At 30.8% G+C, this 17,395-nt stretch carries 17 protein-coding genes and 1 pseudogene; 6 read left to right on the top strand and 12 right to left on the bottom strand.

From position 1 onward, the window contains the following. The first annotated feature begins 21 nt into the window (after positions 1 to 21). Genes ABWO08_RS03420 through ABWO08_RS03405 form a run of 4 tightly spaced genes read left to right on the top strand, consistent with a single transcriptional unit; the run spans position 22 to position 3,706 of the window. Positions 22 to 687 carry a YggS family pyridoxal phosphate-dependent enzyme gene (locus tag ABWO08_RS03420; RefSeq protein ID WP_353083649.1) on the top strand — a complete coding sequence of 222 codons (666 nt, stop codon included), beginning with the start codon at positions 22 to 24 and terminating at the stop codon, positions 685 to 687. 3 nt (positions 688 to 690) lie between these two features. Continuing rightward, positions 691 to 2,052 carry an exonuclease domain-containing protein gene (locus ABWO08_RS03415; protein ID WP_353083648.1) on the top strand — a complete coding sequence of 454 codons (1,362 nt, stop codon included), beginning with the start codon at positions 691 to 693 and terminating at the stop codon, positions 2,050 to 2,052. Next, positions 2,052 to 2,990: a tRNA (adenosine(37)-N6)-dimethylallyltransferase MiaA gene (miaA, locus tag ABWO08_RS03410; RefSeq protein ID WP_353083647.1), complete on the top strand. Its 939-nt coding sequence runs from the start codon at positions 2,052 to 2,054 to the stop codon at positions 2,988 to 2,990. The genes ABWO08_RS03415 and miaA overlap by 1 nt, the downstream gene beginning before the upstream one ends. After that, complete coding sequence (locus tag ABWO08_RS03405; RefSeq protein ID WP_353083646.1) at positions 2,981 to 3,706, top strand: acyl-[acyl-carrier-protein] thioesterase; 726 nt, start codon at positions 2,981 to 2,983, stop codon at positions 3,704 to 3,706. The genes miaA and ABWO08_RS03405 overlap by 10 nt, the downstream gene beginning before the upstream one ends. A gap of 134 nt (positions 3,707 to 3,840) precedes the next feature. Here the strand turns inward: ABWO08_RS03405 and ABWO08_RS03400 are convergent, their stop codons facing one another. From ABWO08_RS03400 to ABWO08_RS03345, 12 genes and pseudogenes are all read right to left on the bottom strand, one after another. After that, the gene (locus ABWO08_RS03400) at positions 3,841 to 4,545 is read right to left on the bottom strand and encodes a response regulator transcription factor (protein ID WP_353083645.1); all 705 of its coding nucleotides are present in this window, start codon (positions 4,543 to 4,545) and stop codon (positions 3,841 to 3,843) included. Positions 4,546 to 4,550: 5 nt separating this feature from the next. Continuing rightward, on the bottom strand, positions 4,551 to 6,134 hold the full coding sequence (locus ABWO08_RS03395; protein ID WP_353083644.1) for a sensor histidine kinase: 1,584 nt from the start codon (positions 6,132 to 6,134) through the stop codon (positions 4,551 to 4,553). Between the two features lie 70 nt (positions 6,135 to 6,204). Continuing rightward, on the bottom strand, positions 6,205 to 6,780 hold the full coding sequence (coaE, locus tag ABWO08_RS03390; protein WP_353083674.1) for a dephospho-CoA kinase: 576 nt from the start codon (positions 6,778 to 6,780) through the stop codon (positions 6,205 to 6,207). A gap of 123 nt (positions 6,781 to 6,903) precedes the next feature. Beyond that, positions 6,904 to 7,899, bottom strand: a pseudogene (locus ABWO08_RS03385) (glycosyltransferase family 2 protein); the annotation flags it as partial. An 84-nt stretch (positions 7,900 to 7,983) separates the two neighbouring features. After that, positions 7,984 to 9,174, bottom strand: a complete 1,191-nt coding sequence (gene fabV, locus ABWO08_RS03380; RefSeq protein ID WP_353083643.1) for an enoyl-ACP reductase FabV — start codon at positions 9,172 to 9,174, stop codon at positions 7,984 to 7,986. A 74-nt stretch (positions 9,175 to 9,248) separates the two neighbouring features. Continuing rightward, positions 9,249 to 10,901 (bottom strand): DNA repair protein RecN, encoded by a 1,653-nt coding sequence (recN, locus tag ABWO08_RS03375; RefSeq protein ID WP_353083642.1) that lies wholly within the window; start codon positions 10,899 to 10,901, stop codon positions 9,249 to 9,251. 11 nt (positions 10,902 to 10,912) lie between these two features. Then, on the bottom strand, positions 10,913 to 11,797 hold the full coding sequence (gene porD, locus ABWO08_RS03370; protein ID WP_353083641.1) for a type IX secretion system protein PorD: 885 nt from the start codon (positions 11,795 to 11,797) through the stop codon (positions 10,913 to 10,915). After that, complete coding sequence (coaBC, locus tag ABWO08_RS03365) at positions 11,790 to 12,998, bottom strand: bifunctional phosphopantothenoylcysteine decarboxylase/phosphopantothenate--cysteine ligase CoaBC (RefSeq protein WP_353083640.1); 1,209 nt, start codon at positions 12,996 to 12,998, stop codon at positions 11,790 to 11,792. The genes porD and coaBC overlap by 8 nt, the downstream gene beginning before the upstream one ends. 18 nt (positions 12,999 to 13,016) lie before the next feature. After that, entirely contained in the window at positions 13,017 to 13,325 is a 309-nt protein-coding gene (locus ABWO08_RS03360; RefSeq protein ID WP_353083639.1) for a DNA-directed RNA polymerase subunit omega, read from the bottom strand. A 7-nt stretch (positions 13,326 to 13,332) separates the two neighbouring features. Continuing rightward, positions 13,333 to 14,127, bottom strand: coding sequence for an outer membrane protein assembly factor BamD (locus ABWO08_RS03355; RefSeq protein WP_353083638.1), 795 nt, complete (start codon positions 14,125 to 14,127; stop codon positions 13,333 to 13,335). A gap of 121 nt (positions 14,128 to 14,248) precedes the next feature. Next, a complete protein-coding gene (gene dapA / locus ABWO08_RS03350; RefSeq protein ID WP_353083637.1) occupies positions 14,249 to 15,127 on the bottom strand; it encodes a 4-hydroxy-tetrahydrodipicolinate synthase in 879 nt (292 codons plus the stop codon). A gap of 1 nt (position 15,128) precedes the next feature. Beyond that, positions 15,129 to 15,647, bottom strand: coding sequence for a DUF6913 domain-containing protein (locus ABWO08_RS03345; protein ID WP_502902947.1), 519 nt, complete (start codon positions 15,645 to 15,647; stop codon positions 15,129 to 15,131). 77 nt (positions 15,648 to 15,724) lie between these two features. Here ABWO08_RS03345 and ABWO08_RS03340 point away from each other — a divergent pair, with 77 nt between their 5' ends. Next, positions 15,725 to 16,474, top strand: a complete 750-nt coding sequence (locus ABWO08_RS03340; protein WP_353083636.1) for a 5'-nucleotidase C-terminal domain-containing protein — start codon at positions 15,725 to 15,727, stop codon at positions 16,472 to 16,474. A 4-nt stretch (positions 16,475 to 16,478) separates the two neighbouring features. Then, entirely contained in the window at positions 16,479 to 17,390 is a 912-nt protein-coding gene (locus ABWO08_RS03335) for a bifunctional metallophosphatase/5'-nucleotidase (RefSeq protein ID WP_353083635.1), read from the top strand. The last annotated feature ends 5 nt before the right edge of the window (positions 17,391 to 17,395 follow it).

The following is a 17,395-nucleotide window of genomic DNA, read 5'->3' as shown; positions in this document are numbered from 1 at the left end:
TGTTAAATATATATTTTGATTATGTCAATAGCCCAAAATTTACTTCAAATAAAATCCCAACTTCCAGCACATATAACTTTGGTAGCTGTTTCTAAAACCAAACCTGTTAGTGATTTAATGGAAGCTTACCAAGCAGGTCAACGAGTTTTTGGCGAAAACAAAATCCAAGAAATGACCGATAAATGGGAACAAATGCCCAAAGATATTGAGTGGCATATGATTGGACATGTTCAAACTAATAAAGTCAAATTCATGGCTGAATATGTAAGTTTAATTCATGGAGTTGATAGTTTGAAATTATTGCAAGAAATCAATAAGCAAGCTTTAAAACATAACCGTAAAATTGATTGTTTACTTCAAATTTACATTGCCGATGAAGAAACAAAATTTGGTTTAGATGAAACAGAATTACTTGAATTAATTAATTCTAAAGAATTTAAAGAATTACATAATATTCAAATTGTTGGTTTAATGGGAATGGCAACATTTACCGAAAATCAAAGCCAAATTAAAGCAGAATTTCAGCATTTAAAAACCATTTTCAACACTATTAATAATCAAGAAAACTTAAAGTTTGAAACGCTTTCTATGGGAATGTCAGGCGATTATGAACTTGCCATTTCATGTGGAAGCACAATGGTTCGAATTGGAAGTAGTATCTTTGGGAATAGAAATTATCAACATTAGAATTTGTATGCAATACTTGACATAGAGACCACTGGAGGACAATTCAATGAAGAAGGAATTACCGAAATTGCCATATACAAATATGACGGTTACGATATTGTAGATCAATTTATTAGTTTAGTAAATCCTGAAAAGCCCATTCAACCTTTTGTGGTAAAACTTACAGGTATTAATAATGCCATGTTACGATCGGCCCCTAAGTTTTATGAAGTGGCGAAACGCATTATTGAAATTACAGACGATTGCATTTTAGTAGCCCACAATACTTCTTTTGATTATCGAATTTTACGAACTGAATTCAATCGGTTAGGTTATGATTTTATAAAACCTACTCTATGCACAGTAGAACTAGCAAAAAAATTAATTCCAGAACAACCCTCTTATAGTTTAGGTAAACTGGTTCGTGCATTAGGCATTCCAATGTCCGACAGGCATCGTGCGAGTGGAGATGCATTGGCTACCGTTAAATTATTTCAATTATTGTTAGCTAAAGATTCAGAAAAAGAAATAGTAATTGGATTAATCAAAGCAGAGATTAAAAGTGGACTTTCTCCAAAACTATTGGATATCGTAGAAAGTTTACCAAATAAAACCGGAATTTATTATATCCATAATGAAAAAGGAGATTTAATTTATATCGGAAAAAGTAAAAATATTAAGAAACGAGTTAACCAACATTTTACAGGTAAAAACAATAAGAGCAAAAAAATACAGGCGCAAGTATTTACGGTAACTTATGAAGAAACTGGAAGTGAACTCGTAGCACTTTTAAAAGAAAGCGAAGAAATTAAAATCAATAAACCCATTCATAACAGAGCGCAACGAAAAAGTATTTTTCAGTGGGCATTGTATGAAGTGCTTGATGATAAAGGCTATTTGAATTTAAAACTTCAAAAAGCAGATGGTAGAAAGAAAGAAATAACCTCGTACACCACTTTACAAGAAGGAAAAAATTCTTTATTTAGAATAACTGAAAAGTATAATTTATGTCAGAAATTAAATGGATTGTACGAAACCCAAAATGGTTGTTTTCAGCACAAAATAAATGAATGCAATGGCGCCTGCCTTGGTAAAGAAACATCTGAAGTATACAATGAAAGAGTTGAAGAATTTCTTAATGAGATGAGCTTTAATAATCAAAATCGTATCATTGTAGATCGAGGAAGAAAAATAAATGAAAGAAGCGCGGTATTAATTGAAAACGGAATATATAAAGGCTATTGTTTTTTTGATTTAAATTATCAAATTACCAATATGGAGGTTTTTAAAAACATCTTAATTCCGATGCAAAATAACCGAGATACTCGCACTATCATCCAAGGTTACTTAAGAAAAAACAAAGTCTTGAAAATTATTAATTTCTAATGAATTCAAAGAATTATTTAATTACCATTATTGGCCCAACAGCAATAGGCAAAACCGCATTAAGCATTGCCTTGGCTAACCATTTTGGTTGCGAAATAATTTCATGTGACAGTCGGCAGTTTTATAAAGAAATGAAAATTGGCACTGCAGTTCCAAGTGATCTAGAATTGGCAGCTGCGACCCATCATTTTATTCAAAATAAATCAATTTTTGAAAATTATACGGTTGGTGATTTTGAAAAAGAGGCTTTGGCTAAATTAGATGAGTTATTCTTAAAAAATAACATTCAAATCCTTGTTGGTGGTTCTGGTTTGTATGTGGATGCGGTTTTAAAAGGATTGGATACCTTTCCGGACATAGCTTCAGAAATCCGTGAGAAAGTTAGATCTGATTATGAAGAAAAAGGTTTAGAATACCTTCAAAATATATTGAAAAAATTAGATGCTGATTATTATTCTTTTTTAATAGAAAACAATCCGCAAACACTTCAAAATCCACATCGAATGATGCGATTTGCAGAAGTGTGTTTGGGAACAGGAAAGCCCTATTCTTCGTATATAAATAAAAAAGAAAACATTAGAAACTTCACTCCTATTGTAATTGGCTTAGAAGCCGACAGAGAAATTATGTATAGCAGAATCAACCAAAGAGTTGATATGATGATGGAGGAAGGCCTATTGTTGGAAGCTGAAAAACTTATTGCAAACAAAGAATTAAATGCATTGCAAACAGTTGGTTACAGAGAATTGTTTGATTATTTTGAAGGAAATAATACATTAGATTTCGCCATTGAAGAAATCAAGAAAAACACCAGACGCTTTTCAAAAAGGCAATTGACTTGGTTTAAAAGAACAGAAAAAGCTGGATGGTTTGATTATTTAACCGATAGAAAAGAGATCACTAATTACATAGAAAATTTTATACAAAAATGCCAATAGCATCCAACTTCACTTCGATACTTAACAAAGATTGGGAAATTAATTTTTTGCAATGCTATCCTAATGGGTATTTAAAATATACTGAATTATGTAATTTATTTCAGCTTACGGCTGCCACACATTCAGAACTTGGTGGAATTAGCTTTAGCGACATGCAAGCACATGACCAAGCATGGGTGTTGAGTAAAATGAGAATTGAAATTAATCGTTTGCCAAAATGGAAGGATAAAGTGACGGTAAAAACTTGGATCAATTCATTAGAAAACTCGCGTTCTACTCGTTGCCTTGAACTTTATATTGGAGATGAAAAAATGGTGGGCTGCGAAACCTTTTGGGCGGTATTTAACACGAATACCCGCAGACCTGAAAATTTAGCTTTACCGCACGAACATTTTGAAATTTATGCAGATATAATGGCTGTTGAAACAGGATTTTCTAAAATTAATATTGCACAGGAATTTGAATTAATTCAACAACGGGTTGTGCAATTATCGGATTTAGATATTGTAAATCATGCCAACAGTGTAAAATATTTAGAATGGTGTTTGGATTGCTTCGAACCTGAACTGCTTCTTAAAAAGAAAATTAAAAGTTTTGATATGAATTACCTAAAAGAAGTATCCTATCTTGACGCTATTGAAATAAATAGAAACCATAAAACTTTTTCAATAAGCAAAGAAGGAAAAACCTGCTTTGCATTGGAACTTGAATATTAATTCAGAAATTATTCTTACCCAGTGCCCTAGCCCAGATAGTAATGAAAAGCTTTGCGAAGCAAACTTGTAATGGATAGCTGGATTGGCTTCAAATAACGATAAAAAAAAACTCCAATTTCTTGGAGTTTCTTAATTTATTTTTTCACGACTAATCTAAATCCTTCACCGTGAATGTTTAGAATTTCAACATTTGGATCTTCTTTTAGATATTTACGCAACTTGGCGATATATACGTCCATACTTCTAGAAGTGAAGTAATTATCATCTCTCCAAATTTTGGTAAGCGCCAACTCTCTAGGCATCAAATCTTCTACATAAATGGCAAGCATTTTAAGCAATTCATTTTCTTTTGGAGATAATTTAATTGGCTCGTTTCCTGGGAAGTTAAGAAAACGAAGTTTAGAATTTAAATGGAATTTACCAATTTGAAATTCGAATTGTACATTTTCTGGTTTTACTTCGGCAGATTTACGTTGCATGATTGCTTTGATTTTCATCAACAATACCTCAGAGTCGAAAGGTTTATTAAGGTAATCATCTGCACCAACTTTATACCCTTTAAGCACATCTTCTTTCATGGTTTTTGCAGTAAGAAAAACGATAGGCACTTCTTTGTTTTTTTCACGAATTTCTTTCGCTAAAGTATACCCATCTTTGTAGGGCATCATAACATCAAGGATACACAAATCGTAGGTATCTTTCTTGAATTTTTCAAAACCTTCCATACCATTTTTAGCTAAAGTAACATCAAAGTCGTTTAGCATTAAATAGTCTTTTAGTATCGCACCAAAGTTTTGGTCGTCTTCAACTAATAATATTTTTTTGTTTTCTGCTTCCATAATTTTTAATTTATTAATGGTAATTTGATAATAAATGTACTTCCTTTTCCTTTTTCGCTTTCAACGAAAATTTGACCATTATGGTCTTCTACAATTCTTTTTACATAAGCAAGACCTAAACCATGGCCTTTCACATTATGTAAGTCGCCGGTATGTTCTCTATAGAATTTTTCGAAAATTCTTTTTTGAGCTGCTTTTGTCATTCCAGCACCTTGATCTTTTATCTTAATTAAGATAAAATCATTTACATTCTCAGTATATATATCTATAACCGGATTTTCAGGTGAATATTTTATAGCATTGTCTAAAATATTAACTAAAACATTAGTAAAATGCATTTCATTTAATAAAACTGAAGTTCTAATAGCCTCAAAATGGGTTGTAATACTTCCATTACGATCTTCAATAATTAAATGTACATGATCAATTGCAGTCTCTACAATGTCCTGAATATTTTGAGTTTCTTTACTGATATCTAATTCTTTTTTCTCTAATTTGGATATCCTTAGTACATTTTCTACTTGTGCATGCATTCTTTTATTTTCATCTCTTATCATTTGCAAGTAGCGTAATATCATTTCCTTATTATCAATAACCTTAGGGTTTTTTATGGCATCTAAAGCTAAATTTATTGTAGCGATAGGTGTTTTAAACTCGTGGGTCATGTTATTAATAAAATCAGTTTTTATTTCAGATATCTGACGCTGTTTTATTAATTGTTGCAAGGCATTGGCATAGGCAATAATAATTATTAGGGTGAAAATTACCGACAATAAAGTAATACCTAATATTTCTGAAAACAAGAATTTCTTCTTTTGCGGAAATGTAACTAATAACGAATACTTATTATTTCCATCATTATCAATAAAGATTGGAATAGAATAAGTGGCATAATTATCATAGGTAAAATGATCTGATTTAATTTTGGTTGCCAATCCGTTACTGTAAACATCAAATTCGAAGGGCGTATTAACTCCGTATTCTAACAATTCGTTTTCCAATAATTTCTGTAACATTTCTTTGGAAACTCGATCTTGAATAGAAAAATTAGCCGCTATATCTTTGTATGCAATTTCAAATTGCGCACTTTCCAAAATATCCACACTTCCCGATTTTTCAATTGTTATGTCGGGAGTAATTTTGTTTTGAATTTGAGAATTATCAATAGAATTATTATTGAAAATTTCAGTTTTACGTTTCGCAGTATAACTTTTAATTTTGATGCTGTCTGCTTTTTTATCAAAGAACGTTGAAAAAATGTCATAATCTTCTGACAGAATACTATTCGAATAGATTATGGTTTGATTTGTTTTTGAATTTCGTTGGTAGTATCCATATTCAAGTAAATCATTTTTTAAGGGTACCTTACCTGTACTATCCTTAAGTTTTTTGTATTTACTATAAAAGGAATACTCTTCTTGTTTTTGTAATTTTTTAGAAACATCTGCTAATACTTGCTTTACATGAAAACGAAATTGTTCTTCGTTGTTTTCTAGAGAAGTATGAAACCAATAAACTTGTACCAAAATTATACCTATTAAGGACAAACTCATCAACAAGACTAATAATCTAAAAACAAACTTATTCATGATTCAAATTTATAATTTTAACATTTATGCTGTTAATGTATTAACCAAACATTAACATTGATACTATTTATTATATATTTTTCAATAAATTAAGTAAATCATCTACTTGAATCTTAGTTTGTTCAAAATCTTCATTATTAATTACATACTGACTTTTTTCAATACGCTGTTCATCTGTAAGTTGATTGTTAATTCGTTGTTGTACTTTTTCTCTAGTTGTTTTATCTCTTTGAATAACCCTTTCAATTCGAGTTTCAACTGGAGCGCAAACGGTAATGACCGCTGCACAATCTTTATAACTTCCACTTTCAAAAAGTACTGCAGCCTCTTTAACAAGATACGAATAATTTTTGTGTTTTACAACCCATCGCTCAAAGTTTCTTTTAACTGCGGGATGAACAATTGAATTAAGTAATTTTAATTTATCTTGATCATTAAACACAATTGATGCCAATTTTTCTCTGTCTAAAGTTCGATTTTCAGTAACAACACTTTCACCAAAATTGGATTCAATTTCAGTAATGACTTCTGGTAATTCCATTACCTTTTTGGCTTCTAAATCAGAAATATATACCGGAATTCCTTTTGATTGAATATAATTGGCAACACTAGTTTTTCCGCTACCTATACCACCAGTAAGTCCAATAATTTTAGGTTTCTTTTCTTCTGTTGAACTTATTTCTTCGATTTCAACCTTTTTAGGCTTAACCTTTTCCTCTTCACTTTCGATTACAATTGTCGATTGATTGAAATTATCGGAAGTAGTTTTAACTTTAAAAAATAACTCCGGAAAAGCAATTTGAGGTTGTTGTTTTAAAAAATGGATTTTAAAATAGGAAGTCATAAATCCAAATCCGTATCCAAAAAACTGTTTCCAAACTGCAACAACAGTTAGTAAACCGATTAATAAACTTTTATTTTGAACACTAGAAAGAATAAAAATCGTTAAGAAATAGAGAAAATATAATTTTAAAGGCCAATCAAAAAGGGCAAAGATTAATACAAAAGAAGCTATTAAACCAATTACAAAAAAGGTAGGAAGCCAAAAAGTTATTTTACTGTATTCTGGATACCAAGAATTTAATATTGGTCTTGCCTTACCAAATTTTGATACTTGTAAACTAAATTTTTCCCAATCAATTCTTCTTTTATGATACACGAATGCATTAGTAAACAATCTAGTTTCATAACCTAATTTCCATAAACGAATGGATAAATCTGGGTCTTCACCGGGATGAATATTTCCAAAACCTTTTGATTCTAAAAATGCTTTTTTAGAAATTCCCATATTAAAACTTCTAGGTTGGAATTTGCTTATTTTTTCTGAACCTCCTCTTATTCCTCCCGTTGTAATTGTTGAAGTCATGGCAAAATTAATTGCCTTTTGAATATTAGAAAACGAATCTAATGCAGCATCAGGACCGCCGTAGCAATCAACATAACTAGAATTTAATTCATTTTCAACTTCTTGTAAATAGTTTTCTGGAATAATACAATCAGAATCAAAAATGATAAAATAATCACCTTTTGCCTTTAACATTCCATAATTTCTTGAATCGCCAGGACCAGAATTCTCTTTGAAAAAATAATTAATATTAAATTTATCTGAAAATTTAGCTACCACTTCTTCACTAGAAATAGTGGAGCCATCTTCTACAATTACTATTTCAAATTCTTCTTTATATGTTGATTTCAACAAACTTTCTAATAGTTCGTTTACTTCATCAGGTCTATTATATACAGGAATAATAATGGAAAAATACATTTGAAATTTTTTTCACAAATATAGTATTTCTAAAAAAGAAAAGTCCTGCCAAAGCAGGACTTTTATATAAATTTAAATTGAAAATTATTCAATACTTGAAACCAATACCATCTCATCGGCTTCAGCATCATAATCAACTCCATCAAATCCGAAACCAAATAAATTCAAGAAGTCTTGCTTGTAACCTGGTAGATCCCCTATTTCTGAAAGATTTTCTGTGGTTGCTTTAGTCCATAACTCCGCAACTTTAGCCTGAACATCATCACGCATTTCCCAATCATCAATTCTAATTCTTCCTTCAGAATCAGTTGGAACTTCTTTTCCGGTATACAATCTCTGGCTGTACAAACGCTGAATTTGCTCAATACAACCCTCGTGAATACCATTTGCCTTCATGATTTTATACAATAATGAAATGTATAACGGAATCACCGGAATAGCAGAACTAGCTTGTGTAACTAATGCCTTATTAACAGAAACAAAAGCTTTCCCGTTAATATCTTTCAAAGAATCCGTAATTGTAAATGCAGTTGCTTCCAAATGATCCTTTGCTCTACCAATAGTTCCTTTTCTATAAACAGCCTCGGTAACTGCTGGTCCAATATAAGAATAAGCAATTGTTGTAGCACCAGGCGCTAATAAATTAGCCGCTTTAAGGTCGTTCATCCACATAGCCCAATCTTCACCCCCCATTACTACAACGGTATTATCAATATCTTCTTGAACAGCAGGCTCAATTGAAACTTGAGAAACTAAACCCGTATGAAAATCAACCGTTTTATTAGTAAAAGTTCCACCAATAGGTTTTAATGAAGAACGATGCAAAACACCAGTATCAGGATGCATTCTAACCGGAGAAGCTAAACTGTAAATAACTAGATCAATCTGACCTAAATCTGCTTTTATAGTATCAATTACTTGTTGTTTTACATCTTTAGAAAACGCGTCTCCGTTAATACTCTTTGCGTATAAACCAGCATTCTGAGCTTCTTTCTCAAAGGCAGCAGAATTATACCAACCCGGAGAAGCAGTTTTACCTTCTGTTGGTGGTTTTTCAAAGAAAACACCAATTGTAGAAGCACCACAACCAAAAGCACTAGAAATTCTTGAAGCCAATCCAAATCCTGTGGATGCACCAACAACCAATACTCTTTTGGCACCATCAATTGGACCTTTTGATTTTACATATTCAATCTGTTTTTTTACATTTTGTTCACAACCTTTTGGATGAGCTGTCAAACAAATAAAGCCACGCATTCTTGGTTCTATAATCATAATTTGAGTAATTTCTTGTTTACTATTTGCTGTTTTTAATTCAAAAAAAGAGCAAACAAATATAAATCAATTTTTTAGTTAAGCAATTCCTTGGCATGATTTAATGCGGATTCCGACACACTAGAACCCGATAGCATTTGCGCTATTTCCATAACCCGTTCTTCTTTTGTAAGTAATTTTAATTCTGACAAAGTTTGATCGTTTTTTATTACTTTGTAAACTTTAATATGCTCTTTTCCCTTACCTGCAATTTGCGGCAAATGGGTAATGGCAAAAACCTGCATGTTTTCACTCATTTGTTTTAAAATATCACCCATTTTATGGGCAATTTCACCAGAAACACCGGTATCAATTTCATCAAAAATAATTGTTGGTAGTTTCGAATATTGCGATAATATTGATTTTACAGCCAACATAATTCGGGACATCTCCCCTCCTGATGCAACTTTCTTCAACAATCCAAAATCAGATCCTTTATTTGCAGAAAATAAAAACTGAATCTCATCCATACCATTATAAAAGTAATTTTCCTTCTTAATGATTTGGATATTGAAACGGGCATTAACCATACCCAATTGAGCTAAAATAACTTCTAATTTGTCTGTTAATATTGGAATTGCTTTATTTCTATTTTGGCGAAGAGTTTCAGCTAATTCATTTAATTGAGATTCGATGTTTTTTATTTGAAGTTCAAGTGAATTAATTTCAGATTCTAATGTTACAGAAGAAACAACTTTTGCATCCAAATCATCTTGAATAAGTAATAATTCTTCAACTGTATTTACTTGGTGTTTTTTCTGTAATGAATAAATTAACTGTAATTTTTCATTAATTAATTGCAACTCTTCAGGATCGGAATTAACAGATTCGGCTAACAAAGAAATTTCTTTTTCAATGTCATCAAACTCAATTAACAAACTCGAAATTCGATTACTTAAATCACTGAATTCTTGAGAATAAGAAGCTATTTTTTGAATTGATAGTTTAATATCTTTAATACTTTGAATTACACCAAATGGTTCTTGATTTGAAAGAGAAAGTATACGAGCTAAATTCTCATTAATTAACTCAACATTATTAAGTTTTTCAAATTGTGCTTCTAGTAGTTCCTGTTCACCAGATTTAAGTTTTGCAGCAAGCAACTCTTCTAATAAAAAAGAGTGGTAATCTTGTTCTTTGGCTATAGACAATAATAATTCTTTTTTATCCCGTAAATCCGAATTGAGTTTTTTATATTCTTTCAAATGTATTGAATACTCTTTCAAAACATCAAAATTGGAAGCTACTGAATCTATAATTTGAAATTGCACACCGTCATCAGAAAGTTCCTGTGTTTGGTGTTGCGAATGGATATCAATTAGAAAATTACTTAATTCTTGTAATTCGTTTAAATTAACGGGAGTATCGTTAACAAAAGCTCTTGATTTACCTGAAGGTAGTATTTCTCTTCTTATTATTGTTTCTTCTTCATAATCTAAATCATTATCATCAAAAAAAGATTTAAGATTATAGTTTTTTAATTGAAAATGCCCTTCAATAATACATTTTTCCTCTTTGTTTTTTAGCGAAGATAAATCAGCTCTTTTTCCTAACACCAATCCTAAAGCTCCTAATAAAATAGATTTTCCAGCTCCGGTTTCACCTGTAATAACAGAAAATCCATCAGAAAACCGGACAGATAATTTTTCAATTAAAGCAAAATTTTCGATGGATAAGGACACTATCATAGATTGAATTCCTATTTAATATTAACCCATTTTGAAGAATTAGTAGGCGAAACTCTTGATAAATTATCAACAAATCCATCTAAAACAACAGAAGGTCCCGCAGAAAAAATCGATACAATTTCATCCACTTTAGCATCAAAAAAAGATCTAGTTAAATACGCATTTGGTCTAATTTGATGCAAAGAATTTAAATTGTTTAAAGAATTTAAAATTGCCTCTTTAGAAGTTTTTAAATCCTTACTCATCATGTCCAGCCCTTTAAAATGGTATTGAAATAATGTCTCTCTTATTGGTTTAAAAGTTGATGACATTAGGTCGGTAACTAAATAAAAACGATTGTTTGTTTTGCTAGTTTGAGTCCATCCTGGGCCTCCACTAGGCGCAGCCAAATTTAGAATTTGCTGTGCAGATTGAAAGTATTCTGAGCCACTATTCAGTTCGAAAGTTTCAGCATCTAATCCTAAAATAATATAACAGTAAAAAGAAATTGTTGAGATTAAATTAGATTCGTAACTGTTTGGATTAAAAAACAAATTTTGAAATTCAACATATTGAAAGTTAAAATCTGTATCGTTGATATTCAAAACCGGAGTAGTAAAACTTGAATTAAATACAGGTCGTGAACTTTGAACTTGGATAGTAGCTTCAAAATTATTGGAATTATACGAATTGAGGGTTATAAACATTGAGCAGTTTATTTTCTCATTCGGTTTGTATGATTTTTCTGTCCAAACTGTTTTATTTACAAATTCACTTAATGAAGTTTCTAAACTTTTAAAAATTTGGTTGTTGGTATTCGTTATTTTATCATAATTCACAACAATTTTACAGTTAAGTTCTTGCGAATAAACAGATGAAAAAAGACATACAAATAGAATGCTAAAAATTTTACGCATGATAATGATTTATTATTTTATTCAAAATATCTGAAGCCACTTCTTCTTTCAACTTTAATTCTTTAGGCTCGATATTAAAGTTATTATCTATAAATGTAACCTTATTTGTTAAACCTCCAAAACCTGCTCCAGCATCCTGAAGCGAATTTAAAACTATCAAATCTAAGTTTTTTTTCTGAATTTTCAACTTAGCATTTTCAATTTCATTTTCTGTTTCTAAAGCAAAGCCTATTAGAAATTGATTTTTCTTTAATTCACCTAAAGTAGCCAATATATCATTAGTCTTTTCAAGTTCAATAGAAAAAACATTTTCTGATTTTTTAATTTTTTGATCTGCGGTTGTCTTAGGCCTGTAATCTGCGACTGCAGCAGCGGCAATTACTACATCCATATGCTCATATTGAATTATACATGCATCATACATCTCTTTAGCAGTAACCACATTAATCAACTTAATTGAATCATTATTCAGTTTAAGACTTGTTGGCCCAGACACTAAAATAACTTCTGCACCAAGACCAGCAGCTTCGTTTGCCAAATCATAACCCATTTTTCCTGAGGAATGATTACCAATAAAACGCACAGGATCTATTGCTTCGTATGTTGGACCAGCAGTAATTAGTATTTTTTTTCCTTTAAGAGGTAAATTCTTTGAGATATCGGCTTCTAAAAAAGCTACAATATTTTCTGGTTCAGCCATTCTTCCCTCACCACTTAAACCACTTGCTAATTCACCACTTTCTGCAGGAATAATTGTATTTCCATATTGAGTTAATGTAGCAAAAGTTTGGAGCGTTGAAGGATGCTTATACATATCCAAATCCATAGCTGGAGCAAAATAAACAGGACATTTAGCAGATAAATAGGTAGCCAACAATAAATTATCGCAGGTGCCATTAGCCATTTTTGACAAGGTATTGGCCGTTGCAGGAGCAATTACCATAATATCTCCCCAAAGCCCAAGATCTACATGGTTATTCCATTTAGATCCATTTTCTTCATCATAAAACTCAGAAAACACAGGATTTTTTGAAAGTGTTGCCAGCGTTAAGGGTGTTACAAAATCTAAAGAAGCAGGTGTCATAATCACTTGGACATGAGCACCTGCTTTTATAAATAATCGAACTAAATTTGCTGTTTTATAAGCGGCAATTCCACCAGATACACCTAGTATAATCTTTTTACCCCTTAATACAGACATAGCTCGTTATTGGTTTGTTTATTCTTTGTAATAAATCTTTCCATCTAACCATTCTTGCACAGCAAGTGCATGAGGTTTTGGAAGTTTTTCGTAAAATTTAGAAACTTCAATTTGTTCTTTATTTTCAAAAACTTCTTCTAAGCTATCATTGTAAGTAGCAAACTCTTCTAATTTTTCAATTAGTTCTTTTTTAATTTCAGAATTAATTTGATTAGATCTTTTTGCAATAATAGTTATTGCCTCATATACATTACCAGTTGGTTCTTCAATAACATTTTTATTGTAGGTAATTGTATTCACTGGCGCATTAGTTTTCTTTAAATCCATGGATATATTATTTAGAAAATTGTTGTAAATCTTTATCAATTTTAGCTAACATATCGTCAGCTTGATTTTTGTATTTGGTGTCCGCTTTAAATTTAGTCAAACTATAGTATGCAGATTTTGCGTTTTTCAATCGTTCTTCCATTTTAGATGTAACACTATTAATTGCTAATTTGTATGCTGAATCTAATTTCAAATATAAGGCATCTTCTTTAAATGGCGTTCCAGGAAAATCTGAAATAAAATTATCTAAAGCAATTTGAGCTGCTTTATAATCAGATATTGTATTGTATTGTTTTGAATTTTCAAATGCTTTTTTTTCAATTTTGTAACGCATCTCCTTCACTAAGGTGTTTGCCTCAGCCATGTAAGATGAATTTGGATACGTATCAATAAAATTTTGAAGCTTATCAACTGCTTTATCAGTATCTGTTTGATCTAAACTATAAATAGGCGATAATTTTGTAAAACATTTAGCGCTAAGAAAAAGTGCTTCTTCTTGTTTTTCACTTTTTGGATAACTTGAAGCAAAACTTTCAAATTGATATCCTGCTAAATAAAATTGTTCTGTTTTATAATAGGCTTGTGAATACATATAAAATAATTTCTCTGCTTGAGGCTTCCCTTTGTATGAAGGGGCAATTTGTTCAAATAATCTGATTGCTTTTTCATATTTACCTTTATCATACAATTTTTCTGATGAAGCATATTTAACTGCAATATCCTCACTTTTTAATGCTCTTTGATATTCGCTACATGACGAAAAAAAGGCAACTAATACGATAAGAGAAATTATTTTTTTCATTATTTTATAAATGGATTTCGTTATTTTTTTATTGGATTTTTTAGGTCCCAAAAAACGAACTGCAAAACTAGTTAATTATTAGTTAATATAAAAGGTTTTTTTATTGTTTTATTTCAAATAATTACTGAAGATCCTTAATGAAATTTGAAATTCTATTTGACAAATCAGCATTAACATTCACCAACGGTAATCGAAGTGTGTTTTCAGACAATCCTAGTAATTTATGAACTTCTTTAATTCCAGCAGGATTACCTTGTTCAAAAATCATATCAATAGCATCGGCAAGTTGGTAATGAATTTTATAAGCTTCATCTACTTTTCTTTGTAATCCCAATTGTACCATTTTAGAAAATTGCTTTGGAAATCCCTCTCCAATTACCGAAATAACTCCACTTCCACCGGCTAATACCATTGGTAAAGTAACCATATCATCTCCAGAAATTACTAAAAACCCCTCTGGTTTTTCTTGAATTAATTTCATCGCTTGAACGATATCACCAGCTGCTTCTTTAATTGCAACAATATTTTTAAAATCTTTAGCCAAACGAATTACTGTTGAAGGCAACATATTAGATGCTGTTCTACCAGGCACATTATATAAAATCACAGGGATAGGCGAAGCTTCTGCAATGGCTTTAAAGTGCTGGTAAATTCCTTCTTGTGATGGTTTGTTGTAATAAGGAGAAACAGAAAGCACAGCAACAAAATCTGAAAAATCTCTTGTTTTCAATTCTTCAACAAGTTTGTGTGTATTGTTTCCACCTACGCCAAGAACTAACGGTAATCTTTTATTATTAGAAGCAACAACAGTTTGTATTACTAATTCTTTTTCTTCTTGACTTAAAGTAGCATTTTCGGCTGTTGTACCAAGAACTACTAGGTAATTTATTCCGTTATCTATTTGAAAATTTACAATTCTAGTTAACGCTTCGGTGTCAACTGAAAAATCTTTTTTAAATGGCGTTACAAGTGCAACACCAGTTCCAATTAATGCTTGCATATTATATTTTGTTTAATATTTTTAAATATTTTATTAATTCGGTAGCGAAAATCTCATAATTTTCAGCGTTAGTATCAATCATAAAATGATTTATTCGTTTATCAATACTTGAAAATCCAACTTTAAATCTAGCTTTTGAAAGATTGGTTATTTGCATTAATCCTGCTTTTTCAACATCATAATAACTTATCAATAAATCAAATTCTGTTTCAATAAAATCTGTTACTTCTTTATTATTAATCAATCCAGACCAACTAATATCATGATAGGAAAAACTTGGAAATTCCAAATTATCATTTTTCTTAATCACATTTCTAAAAACTAAAACCGAAATATTCTCTTTAAGTAACCCATTATTAATTAACTGATTAAGAAGTTCATTTTTGTCAAAAAAATAGGTTTCGTCTATTACTAATCCAACTTTGGTAATAACTGAATTTGTCTCCAAATGGTTCACATTTAGTAACTTTTTCTTAACGATTTTTTTTACCCAAAACTCCTTAATATTATTTAAAAACATAGTACTTTTACCAGGTTACAAAATTAACTGATTTTAGTCGTATAATAATGGTAAAACTAAAAAACTATATCGTTGAAATGAAACATTTTGTTTTATTATTAACATTTTCACTTTTAATTGCATGTGCGAGTCACCCCTATTATGTGACTAAAATTGAAGGCAAAAAGATAGGCATAAAAGATAAACAAAGTGCCGTTCCAGAAATTGAAAACTACATTAAACCCTTTAGAGAACACATTGACAAAGACCTAAATGAAGTTTTAGCCTATTGTCCTGAAAACTTAGACAAATCTAAAGGTGAATTACAAACTAATATAGGTTGTTTTCTAGCTGACATCACTTTGGATAAAAGTAATCCTATTTTTCAAAAAAGAGAAAATAAAAAAATTGATGTTTGTTTTTTAAACCATGGTGGCATTCGAACAATTCTACCCAAAGGCGATGTAACTGCCAGAAATGCATACGAAGTTATGCCATTTCAAAATAGTGCAGTTGTGGTTGGATTAAAAAAAGAACAAATAATTGCTATTGCTAATTATATAATTTCTGAAAAGAAACCTCACCCATTGTCGGGGATGACCTTTACGATTTCTAAAGATAAACAACCTATAAATATTAATGTACAAGGTAAACCTTTAGAAGAAAATGTTATTTATTATGTGGTAACTTCAGACTATTTATCTAATGGCGGAGATAACATGGAGTTTTTTAAACAAAATGTAGAACGCCATGATTTAAATTACAAACTGCGTAATATTATGATTGATTATTTTAAAGATGTAGATACGCTTGTAATAAATAAAGACATAAGAATCACTAAAGAATAAAGCAATGAGAAGAAGAGATTTTATACAAAAAACAGCTGCAACTTCTGCTTTTTTAGGATTAACAAGTTTCTCCTTAAGTAGTTTTAAAAGTGATAATGTCAAACATATAACCATATTGCACACCAATGATGTGCACAGTTATATCGATCCGTTTCCTGACAATCACCCTAGAAATCCCGGAATGGGTGGCGTGGCTAGAAGAACTGCCATTATTGAAACCATTCGTAAAGAAAATCCAAATTTGCTTTTACTTGACGCTGGAGATATTTTTCAAGGAACTCCCTATTTTAATTATTATGGCGGAGAATTGGAGTTCAAATTAATGAACATGATGGGCTATGATGTTGTGACTCTTGGTAATCATGATTTTGACAACGGAATTGACGGACTTCTTGCGCAAATGCCTAATGCAAAATTTGATTTTGTATCTAATTATGGGTTTCAAAATACGGTTTTAGATGGTCATGTAAAACCTTACCAAATTAAACATGTTGACGGAGTTAAAATTGGAATATTTGGTCTAGGTGTTGAATTACAAGGTTTGGTAGACAAGAAAAACTGTAAAGAAACCGTTTACAACGATCCAATAGAATCAGCTACAGATATGGCTCGAATCTTAAAACATGAAAACAAATGCGACCTAGTAATTTGTTTATCTCATATTGGCTATAATTACAAAGAAGAACCAAACAAAGTTTGCGATCTTATGCTTGCCAAAAAAACGAAAGACATTGACTTAATTATTGGAGGACATACCCATACCTTTCTTGACAAACCAGTTATTGAAAAAAATCTAGATGGTAAAGAAGTACTAATTAATCAAGTGGGTTGCTACGGATTGAATCTCGGTAGAATTGATTTTTACATGACTTCAGATAAAGGAATAGCAAGCCACGGAAAATCAATTGTCATTTAATTCAT

Origin of the sequence: Flavobacterium sp. (assembly GCF_040383245.1) — a bacterium.
GTDB lineage: Bacteria > Bacteroidota > Bacteroidia > Flavobacteriales > Flavobacteriaceae > Flavobacterium.
This window is presented reverse-complemented; position numbering and strand designations above follow the sequence as displayed.

Coding starts and splice junctions, on each gene's coding strand:
- ABWO08_RS03420 (WP_353083649.1), top strand. CDS start 22: ATGTCAATAGCCCAAAATTTACTTCAAATAAAATCCCAACTTCCAGCA.
- ABWO08_RS03355 (WP_353083638.1), bottom strand. CDS start 14,127: ATGAAAAAAATAATTTCTCTTATCGTATTAGTTGCCTTTTTTTCGTCA.
- dapA (WP_353083637.1), bottom strand. CDS start 15,127: ATGCAAGCATTAATTGGAACTGGTGTTGCACTTGTAACGCCATTTAAA.
- ABWO08_RS03395 (WP_353083644.1), bottom strand. CDS start 6,134: ATGAATAAGTTTGTTTTTAGATTATTAGTCTTGTTGATGAGTTTGTCC.
- ABWO08_RS03335 (WP_353083635.1), top strand. CDS start 16,479: ATGAGAAGAAGAGATTTTATACAAAAAACAGCTGCAACTTCTGCTTTT.
- recN (WP_353083642.1), bottom strand. CDS start 10,901: ATGATAGTGTCCTTATCCATCGAAAATTTTGCTTTAATTGAAAAATTA.
- ABWO08_RS03400 (WP_353083645.1), bottom strand. CDS start 4,545: ATGGAAGCAGAAAACAAAAAAATATTATTAGTTGAAGACGACCAAAAC.
- fabV (WP_353083643.1), bottom strand. CDS start 9,174: ATGATTATAGAACCAAGAATGCGTGGCTTTATTTGTTTGACAGCTCAT.
- miaA (WP_353083647.1), top strand. CDS start 2,052: ATGAATTCAAAGAATTATTTAATTACCATTATTGGCCCAACAGCAATA.
- ABWO08_RS03340 (WP_353083636.1), top strand. CDS start 15,725: ATGAAACATTTTGTTTTATTATTAACATTTTCACTTTTAATTGCATGT.
- ABWO08_RS03345 (WP_502902947.1), bottom strand. CDS start 15,647: ATGTTTTTAAATAATATTAAGGAGTTTTGGGTAAAAAAAATCGTTAAG.
- ABWO08_RS03360 (WP_353083639.1), bottom strand. CDS start 13,325: ATGGATTTAAAGAAAACTAATGCGCCAGTGAATACAATTACCTACAAT.
- ABWO08_RS03405 (WP_353083646.1), top strand. CDS start 2,981: ATGCCAATAGCATCCAACTTCACTTCGATACTTAACAAAGATTGGGAA.
- coaBC (WP_353083640.1), bottom strand. CDS start 12,998: ATGTCTGTATTAAGGGGTAAAAAGATTATACTAGGTGTATCTGGTGGA.
- porD (WP_353083641.1), bottom strand. CDS start 11,797: ATGCGTAAAATTTTTAGCATTCTATTTGTATGTCTTTTTTCATCTGTT.